The organism is Shewanella sp. 10N.286.52.B9 (assembly GCF_002873635.1).
Lineage (GTDB): Bacteria > Pseudomonadota > Gammaproteobacteria > Enterobacterales > Shewanellaceae > Shewanella.
Genome location: NZ_MCTY01000037.1, coordinates 942 through 10,401, shown reverse-complemented (window position 1 = coordinate 10,401; position 9,460 = coordinate 942). Strand labels below are relative to the sequence as shown.

The following is a 9,460-nucleotide window of genomic DNA, read 5'->3' as shown; positions in this document are numbered from 1 at the left end:
GTGGGGCTGGCTAGAGCCGCTAACTCAATAGCCTTGAGCTTAATAAGCAGCCTTGAGCTAAATCAAGAGTTATGAGCTAAATAAACAGCTTCAATCCATTTAAAATAATTATAAATTAAACGACTATTACAATTTGAATCAGTTTACTTTCAATGGTTACCGCATCATGTAAATGACTCAAATAAAATGGTTAAAGCAGTATTACAAGGAAAGGATAAGACAATGCCTAAACTACGCTCAGCAACCAGTACCGAAGGTCGTAACATGGCTGGCGCACGTGCCCTTTGGCGTGCAACAGGTGTAAAAGAAACTGACTTTGGTAAGCCAATTATTGCCATCTCGAACTCGTTTACTCAGTTCGTACCAGGCCATGTGCATTTAAAAGATATGGGCCAATTGGTTGCTGGCGCAATTGAAGAAGCAGGTGGTATTGCCAAAGAATTTAACACCATCGCCGTCGATGATGGTATCGCCATGGGTCATGGCGGCATGCTTTATAGCTTGCCATCACGTGAGCTGATTGCTGACAGCGTTGAATACATGGTTAATGCCCATTGTGCAGACGCGCTAGTGTGTATTTCTAACTGCGATAAAATTACTCCTGGCATGTTGATGGCAGCGCTAAGGCTCAATATCCCAGTGATATTTGTCTCTGGCGGGCCAATGGAAGCGGGCAAAACCAAGCTTTCAGATAAAATTATCAAACTTGACTTAGTCGATGCCATGGTCGCTGGCGCTGATACCAATGTCAGTGATGAAGACAGTAAGCAGATTGAACGTAGTGCATGCCCAACATGTGGTTCTTGTTCAGGAATGTTTACCGCCAACTCTATGAACTGCTTAACAGAAGCTTTAGGTTTATCACTACCTGGTAATGGCTCGTTATTAGCGACTCATGCTGCGCGTCGTAACTTGTTTTTAGAAGCAGGTACGCGCATCATGGATCTCGCCACCCGCTATTATCGTGATGACGATGCCAGTGTTTTGCCGCGCAATATTGCCTCTTTTAAAGCCTTTGAAAATGCCATGGCGCTAGATATTGCCATGGGTGGTTCATCAAATACCGTATTGCATCTTATTGCTGCAGCACAAGAAGGTGAAGTGGACTTCACTATGGCTGATATCGATAGAATGTCGCGTATGGTGCCGCACCTTTGTAAAGTCGCGCCTTCAACGCCAAAGTACCATATGGAAGATGTTCATCGTGCTGGTGGGGTGATGGGTATTCTAGGTGAGCTAGATAGAGCTGGCTTACTGCATAGTGACGTTCCCCATGTGGCAGCGGATAATGGCGGCAATTTAAAATCAGTATTGGCTAAATATGATATTGCCCAAACACAAGATGCAGCTGTACGACGCTTTTATAGTGCAGGACCTGCAGGCATTCCAACACAAACTGCCTTTAGCCAAGATTGCTATTGGGACAGTGTCGATGATGATCGTCAACAAGGCTGTATTCGTACCCGTGAAAATGCCTTTAGCCAAGAAGGCGGCCTAGCGGTACTTTCAGGCAATGTGGCTGAAAATGGCTGTATTGTCAAAACGGCCGGTGTTGATGAAGAAAACCTGACCTTTGTGGGTACAGCGCGCATTTATGAAAGCCAAGATGATGCCGTAGCAGGTATTTTAGGTGGTGAAGTGGTTGCTGGTGAAGTGGTAGTTATTCGCTACGAAGGCCCTAAAGGCGGCCCTGGTATGCAAGAAATGCTTTATCCAACCACTTACCTTAAATCTCGCGGTTTAGGTAAGGCATGTGCATTGATTACTGATGGTCGTTTCTCTGGTGGTACCTCAGGATTATCAATCGGTCATATTTCACCAGAAGCTGCTGCTGGTGGCACCATTGCACTGGTTGAAAATGGCGATACCATTGAAATCGATATTCCTTCACGTTCAATCAAATTAGCCGTTGCAGATAGTGAACTTGAGCGTCGCCGCGCTGCTATGGAAGCAAAGGGGCCACTTGCATGGAAGCCTGTATCTCGTGAGCGTTACGTATCTTTGGCACTTAAAGCTTATGCATTATTAGCCACCAGTGCCGATAAAGGTGCTGTGCGCGATCGCAGTAAATTAGAAGGTTAATCCATGCAATCCTTGGCATCAGCAACGCAACTGGAGTTAACGCCCATGCCCTTAGCTCAGCAATATTTACAGAAGATCCTATTGTCGTCTGTGTATGACGTCGCCAAAGTAACGCCGCTATCGAGCATGAAAAAGCTATCGGCACGCTTTGGCTGTGACGTGTATTTAAAACGTGAAGACATGCAGCCAGTGCATTCTTTTAAGTTGCGTGGTGCCTATAATCGTATTGCGCAGCTAACCCCTGAGCAAGCTGCTGCAGGTGTGGTATGCGCCTCTGCAGGTAATCACGCCCAAGGGGTGGCAATGTCGGCGGCAAGCGTTGGCATTAGTGCGGTGATTGTTATGCCGACGACAACCCCTGAAATTAAAATCGATGCGGTAAAGCGCTTAGGTGGCAATGTGCTGCTCCACGGGCAGGCATTTGATCAAGCCAATGATTACGCCAAAGCCTTATCTGAAAAAGAAGGCCGAGTGTATATTGCCCCTTTTGATGATGAAGCGGTGATCGCAGGTCAAGGCACCATAGCTCAAGAAATGCTGCAACAGCAGCGTGATATTGATGTGGTGTTTGTACCTGTAGGCGGCGGTGGCTTAATTGCTGGTATTGCGGCTTATTATAAAGCTGTTATGCCACAGGTTAAAATTATTGGCGTAGAGCCTGAAGATGCAGCTTGTTTAAAAGCAGCATTAGCTGCGGGCGAGCCAGTAACACTAAGCCAAGTGGGTTTATTTGCTGATGGCGTCGCGGTTAAGCGTATTGGTGAAGAGCCATTTAGAGTCGCCAAAGACTATGTTGACGATGTCATTACCGTTACCTCAGACGAAATCTGCGCCGCAGTAAAAGACATTTTTGAAGACACCCGCGCCATTGCTGAACCTGCAGGGGCGTTATCAACCGCGGGGATGAAAAAGTATCTACAGCATGTGGCCAATGACGCAGATAAACCGTTAAAAGTGGCTTCGATTTTGTCTGGTGCTAATGTCAATTTTCATAGCTTGCGTTATGTCTCTGAGCGCTGCGAGCTAGGCGAGCAAAAAGAAGCTATTTTAGCGGTTAAAGTCCCTGAGCGTCCGGGGATATTTTTACGCTTTTGTGAGCTGTTAGAGAAACGCGCCATGACTGAGTTTAATTATCGTTTCTCCAGCCGTGATAAAGCGGTGGTGTTTGCAGGTATTCGCCTGTCAAATGGCCAAGCTGAGCTTGATGATATTATCGCAAATCTAGAAAGCGATGGCTTTGAAGTACAAGATTTGTCCCATGATGAAACCGCCAAGCTACATGTGCGTTATATGGTCGGCGGTCACCCGCCTGAGCCACTTGATGAACGCTTATTCAGCTTTGAGTTTCCTGAGCATCCAGGGGCGCTATTTAAGTTTTTAACTACCCTGCAAAGCCAATGGAATATCAGTCTATTCCATTATCGTAACCACGGCGCCGCTTACGGTCGTGTGTTAGCAGGTTTTGAAGTGCCCGCCAGTGACGGCGAAGCGTTTCAGCAATTTTTAACTGAGCTTGGTTTTGTTTATCAAGAAGAAACCCAAAGTCCAGCCTATCAGCTGTTTTTAAATACGGCTCAATAATAGCAGTCTGAGCATTTTCAGCCGAGTGTTAGCATATAGCAGAGCATGACAATAAATTTCATGCAGATAGCGATTTTGTGGTTATCTGTGTGTTATTGTCTCAGTCGCCTGTTAACGGTGGCCACAAACGAAATTATATTCGGTGGCATAAAAACAATTAAAAATGTAGGTTTCATTGAGCTATTACTAACTAGACCTCGAGCCAAGGAGACTTTGATGTTATCTGTTTCGTCAAATGCTGTTTCAAAAATTAGTGCCTTTAATCCACCTCGCCGCACCCTTATGGGGCCAGGGCCTTCAGATGTCTATCCTGAAGTGCTTGCTGCGCAAGCAAAACCCACCATTGGTCATTTAGACCCTTTATTCGTCGCCATGATGGATGAGCTAAAAGCGCTGATTCAATATGCATTTCAAACTGAAAATGAAATGACCCTAGCTGTGTCTGCGCCAGGTAGCGCTGGTATGGAAACCTGTTTTGTCAACCTGGTTGAGCCAGGTGAGAAAGTCATCGTCTGTCGTAACGGGGTGTTTGGCGAACGTATGCGCCAAAATGTTGAGCGCGTCGGCGCGACTGCGATTGTGGTTGATAACGAATGGGGCGAACCTGTTTCAGTATCCGCAGTTGAAGCAGCGCTGCAAGCCAACCCTGATGCCAAATTCTTAGCCTTTGTCCATGCTGAAACCTCTACTGGCGCAGTATCTGATGCTAAAAGCTTATGCGCATTAGCGCAGCAACATGATTGCTTAAGCATTGTCGATGCGGTGACATCACTGGGCGGCGTTGAATTACGAGTGGATGATTGGGGCATTGATGCCATCTATTCAGGTAGCCAAAAGTGTTTATCATGCGTGCCTGGGATTTCGCCAGTGTCTTTTTCAGCCAAAGCGGTTGAGAAATTAAAGCAACGTAAAACACCTGTTCAAAGTTGGTTCCTCGATCAAACCTTGGTAATGGGTTATTGGGGTAGTAAAGATAGTGGCGCAAAACGCAGCTATCATCATACCGCACCTGTAAATGCCCTTTATGCACTGCATGAGTCATTACGTATTTTGGCCAATGAAGGCTTAGAAAACGCATGGCAACGTCATGCTGATATGCATCAGTTACTGCGTGCCGGCCTTGAAAAACTAGGGCTTACTTTTGTTGTTGATGAAGCGTGCCGTTTACCACAACTCAATGCGGTGTTTATCCCAGAAGGTGTTGATGACGCCGCAGTGCGTAAACAGTTGCTGGAAAACTATAACCTAGAAATAGGTGCTGGTCTTGGGGCATTGGCGGGTAAAGCCTGGCGCATTGGTTTGATGGGCTACGGCGCTAGACGCGAAAATGTTGCCTTGTGTTTACGTGCTTTAGAAGAAGCGCTGAACTAAGCAGGCTGATGTAAATGTTATATAAAAATGGCATCCCACGTGAGTATATAGTAGAAAGTATGTTTATTCTCGTGTGAGTGAGTGAATAGCTATATACGACAAGGGCTAGCTAAAGTAACAATGACGTACACACTATGTATAATGGTGTGTACGTTTTTTTTGCAACGCAATGTCGGTTGTCGTGCGCTCCATCTTGGTAGGAGTTTACACTACCTGATAAAGCAAAACCTCTAGCTAACTTTTGCCCCAAAGTGAGTTACAGGCAATGTTATTCGATCAGGAATAAGACCAAGCTACGACCCCTATTAAATGATTTACTTTAGTTAATTACGGCAGAGCTTGATGAGTGTAGTCATTGATAAGCCACTGTGACAGAAGGCATTAATATTTGACTTTATTTTGACAGGTCTGTTTGGAATAAGCCTGAATCGTGGTATTATCATAAATCACGGACGCAAAAAAGCGGCAACAATAGTGCTAGAACACCATTTTCACCGCGCTTTTAACTCTTAAACACCACTTAGTAGAGGTATTTAGTTTGATTTTGTTCTGACAACATCGTCAACTATACATCTTTACTGAAACGAAGTGGACGAACCACTGAATTGAGGTAAATTATGCCCAACATTCCAATCGTTAAGAAAAGACACATTGTGCTGCTCGTTATAGCACTTACCCTATCTTATCCCTTAAAAAATAATTTAAGTGATATACCTATATTTCTGATTGATTCAATATTTACAATCGAGAATAACCATTATCACTCTGAAGTAAATACGAATGAAAATTAGCACTTAAGGCCAAGCAGTGTACGAAACAAGAACGCTTAAATTTCGTACACTGGGTATTTATCTAGTTTTTCATTAATAGAGACCACGAAAATGGATATTGAAAAAAAAAGATTCGACAAAATGGTTGAGTCAGATACAGCACTTCGGAATTTAGTTGAGTATTTGAAAGTTCACCATAAAGTTGGAGACAAAATTCCAAATCAAAGAGATTTGTCTGAGTTCATTATGGGCTATAGCCGTCAGACTATAAGAGAAGCACTGATACGTTTAGAGTGTTTTGGGTATATTGAAATTAGCCATGGGAAATCTAGTGTGCTGATAAAAAACTTTACCTAGTGGTAAGCTGCATATGGGGAATAGCGTTAGTTTAAGAGCTTTGACTCTAACTTGATTTTGTCCAGAAGTGTGTTGCAAATGAGTACGCAATTATTGTGAACACCAACGGGCTTTTTGATGGTCGCTCAACTACAGGCACATCTTGCTACGCAAGAACGCAGAATAAGATGTGGATAACGCTTCGCGTTAACACACAGCTTATCTCCGCTTGTACCCGTAGTCACTCCCCAAAGTAACAAATTTTATTTTTATCTTTTTAAAAGCTCAACAAGATAGCTATTACGCCGATGTGAATGACTTGGTGCCTCAGTAATGGCTTTAAAATCATCTTCTGCCCCAACAATGTGAATTTCATGCTCAGCTCTAGTGATAGCGGTATAAAGCCATGCTCTGTCAACGATTCTACCTTTCTGCAAAGCAATGATAATGCGTGGGAACTGAGAACCTTGTGCTTTATGGAGGGTTATTGCATAACCCAATTCCATGCAATCGAGTACTGATTGTGTGACCTCAACTTTATCCCCCGTATCCAGCGTTACTTCACCATAGCTTTCACCCGAAGACTCAACACTGGTTAGTGTACCAAGAGAGCCGTTTTGAATGCCTTTGTCGTAATGGTTTTGCGTAAATAGAATCGCATCATTCAATCTGAGGTTTTGAATGAATCTCTCACCGTGCATTTCGAACTCAAGTCTATTTCCATTATGGTTGACGGCTTCTTGTGTTAGTTTATTAATGTCAGCAACGAGCGCTTTGGTCGGTGCCATAACACGACTGTTTTCAGGTGATTGCTGATACAAGTCACAACAGACTTGAGCAATGTCGCTCTTTGTCGTTTCGTGGAAGTGAATAGCGCCCGTACTTAGTTTCTCAGGTACGATGCCTTGATTAATGAGCTTGGAGTATTCGGGAATGCCTGTTGAACCTTCCTGACGCTTAACGATATCTAGCATGGTGTTAGCAATGGCTTTAGACAGAACGATATCGGCAAGTACCTTGCCGCAACCTATAGGCGGTAACTGGTCGGGGTCACCTGTAAAGATAATACGAACCGATGGATGAATATGGTTGACCAGGCGGTACATGGTCGGCAAATCAATCATGCTGGCTTCATCAATAACGAGCAGATGTTTTTGTTTATCTGAATCAATAGGTTCATTTCGCAGTAACTTTGCAATCGTTGAAGTGATAAAACCAATTGACTCATGCAAGCGCATGGCCGCACGACCACTTAAGGCTACAGCATGTATTTCAAACCCCATTATATGATAGGCACGCAATGCAGTTCTAAGCACTGTCGTTTTGCCTGTTCCAGCACCACCTGTAATGCAACTTACGGCGTTATCCAAGCATGTAGTGACAGCTTCTATTTGTTTCTTTGTTAGCTCATAAGGTAATTCACCAACCGCAGAGCAATATGCAGAATCTGCATACTCGTCATACAAGTTGTTTTGACTGGCAAGCGCATTGAGTCGTTTAGCAACGACATTCTCCATCAATAACTGAGCCGTTGGATGGTATGTGCCTGTTGTGTGATTTAATAAATACTGAGCTTTGTCATGTCCTGCTTTAAAGGCTTTGGCGACAAGTTCTTTGTCCTTGAGTAACTTGGTTAAATAAGTGCGTAAATCAGCTTGTATCGTGTAGGTATGGCCTTTCTCAATCTCTTTGCGTATCGCTATTTCAAGCGCTGCACTCAATCGTCTGTCATCATTTGTTGTGGCCTCAAGCTTCGCTTGAGAAATAGAATCCACCTCTGTAAAACTCATGCCGAAACCAATTAGCGCATAAGGATTATGTTTAATTGCTTCAATGGATTTCTCAGTGTGATACTTCAGCAAACGCTGCTGAACACTGGCAGGTATCTTGTGTTCAGACATCCAATTGCAGTAGGCTAGATTCTTGTATTTAGAATATCCCTCAAACAATGAGATAATGGAATCTTCGCTCAGAACACTTCTAAGCCGCTCTCTTGACTCTGGCGTATCTTTTCTCAAGGTTGCATGAAAATTCTTACCTAAAAGCTCCCAGAGCGCCCTTGCTTTGCTTTCACCAATACCTTTAAAGGCAGCTTCCCTAGCGATGAATCGGATCAGTTGTTCGCCTGTTTCTGGCAAACTGCATTCAACATACTCAGGTGACTCAAAGGTATGCTGCTGCATAACGTAATCGCCTATGTCCATGCTTTCGACTTGTCGACTTCCTTTGACTGACCAATACTGACCGATAGCTGGTTGTGCAGGCAATGTGTCAGGATCTACCTTTATCGTGACGTAGTATTTACCACTGTTGGCTCTGTATGAGTTTTTCTTTAGCGGTGTACCGCTGAATATCACCATCTTTGATGAGGTGTAGGGGATACTGGTGACGCGCAATTGGTCTTCGTGTAAGGTAGCATTCATCGAGGCATGAACCCCATTTCTGACAAGGTTTCTGATAATTCACCAAAGCGCTCAAGTTTACATTCAAGCTCTTTCACTTTGGTTTTTAATTCAATGTTTTCAGCCTCCAGTGCTGATAAGCGTTTTGAATCAAGCGCCTTGCGATTCGCCGTATTATCGTATTGTTTAGGCTTATCAGTTTCTTTTTTTGCGGTGTCGGTCAGTGGTGGCAGCACGCCTTTGTCGCGCAGGTTATCTTCTAGTTGTTTTAATGATTTTCGTAAATCAGGATTTTGATTTAGAGCTGATTTACCACAGCCTACGGCTTTAGCCACTTCAATACGATTTAGCTGACCTCTAAACACTATTTGTTTAAAGTCATCATCCTGTTGAGTTGCCACCCACACCTGAAACGCATCGAGGTTTTGCTGTGCTTTTTGCTGCCCATTTGCCATTAGTTATCAACCTCACCCAGTAGCTTGCGCAGGCCAGTCACAAAGCCTCGGGGGAATATTTCTGTGTTGAACTCCATGTCTTTCACTTGGCCTGCCTGCGTTGTTTGCCAGTCGTTCTTGTCCATACACTCATCGGAGATGGCATAAGCCAATGCCTTTTTTTCTGATTCATTAAGCACACCAGAAAGTGAGGGGAGCACTTCAATGCTTGGCTCTGCGCTGGCATCAAACTGACGGACAGGTCGCTTATCAATCGTGATATTGGCGTGTTGCTTAAGCAGGTTTACTTCTTTGCGGTAGCGGTTGCGCTCTGCGATGATTTGACCAAACAAAGCGCGGACGGCTGGGTCAGGGATGCGCTCTAACAACTTGTTGTCTTGTGGGACAGATTTGGAGCGTGATGTAGGTGATAGTGGCTTTTTAGTGTTGGTTTTACACTTTTGCGCCCATGCTTCGATGAGTG

The 9,460-nt window shown here is 44.2% G+C and carries 7 protein-coding genes; 4 read left to right on the top strand and 3 right to left on the bottom strand.

Annotation, left to right across the window (positions count from 1 at the left end; genetic code table 11):
- Positions 1 to 222: 222 nt before the first annotated feature.
- From ilvD to BCU91_RS03215, 4 genes are all read left to right on the top strand, one after another.
- Positions 223 to 2,082, top strand: a complete 1,860-nt coding sequence (gene ilvD, locus BCU91_RS03230) for a dihydroxy-acid dehydratase (RefSeq protein ID WP_102440067.1) — start codon at positions 223 to 225, stop codon at positions 2,080 to 2,082.
- Positions 2,083 to 2,085: 3 nt separating this feature from the next.
- Positions 2,086 to 3,663 (top strand): threonine ammonia-lyase, biosynthetic, encoded by a 1,578-nt coding sequence (ilvA, locus tag BCU91_RS03225; protein WP_102530892.1) that lies wholly within the window; start codon positions 2,086 to 2,088, stop codon positions 3,661 to 3,663.
- 216 nt (positions 3,664 to 3,879) lie between these two features.
- Entirely contained in the window at positions 3,880 to 5,034 is a 1,155-nt protein-coding gene (locus BCU91_RS03220) for an alanine--glyoxylate aminotransferase family protein (protein WP_102475776.1), read from the top strand.
- 881 nt (positions 5,035 to 5,915) lie between these two features.
- A complete protein-coding gene (locus BCU91_RS03215) occupies positions 5,916 to 6,161 on the top strand; it encodes a GntR family transcriptional regulator (protein ID WP_102530891.1) in 246 nt (81 codons plus the stop codon).
- Between the two features lie 248 nt (positions 6,162 to 6,409).
- Here BCU91_RS03215 and BCU91_RS03210 read toward each other — a convergent pair whose 3' ends face one another.
- The 3 genes from BCU91_RS03210 to gmtX form a co-directional block, all read right to left on the bottom strand.
- Positions 6,410 to 8,563, bottom strand: coding sequence for an AAA family ATPase (locus BCU91_RS03210; RefSeq protein WP_055024796.1), 2,154 nt, complete (start codon positions 8,561 to 8,563; stop codon positions 6,410 to 6,412).
- Positions 8,560 to 8,997, bottom strand: coding sequence for a VPA1267 family protein (locus BCU91_RS03205; protein ID WP_055024795.1), 438 nt, complete (start codon positions 8,995 to 8,997; stop codon positions 8,560 to 8,562). Before BCU91_RS03205 ends, BCU91_RS03210 begins: the two co-directional genes overlap by 4 nt.
- Positions 8,997 to 9,460, bottom strand: a 464-nt coding sequence (gene gmtX, locus BCU91_RS03200; RefSeq protein WP_102530890.1) for a gamma-mobile-trio protein GmtX, incomplete at its 5' end; no start/stop codon positions are given. The genes BCU91_RS03205 and gmtX, both read right to left, overlap by 1 nt.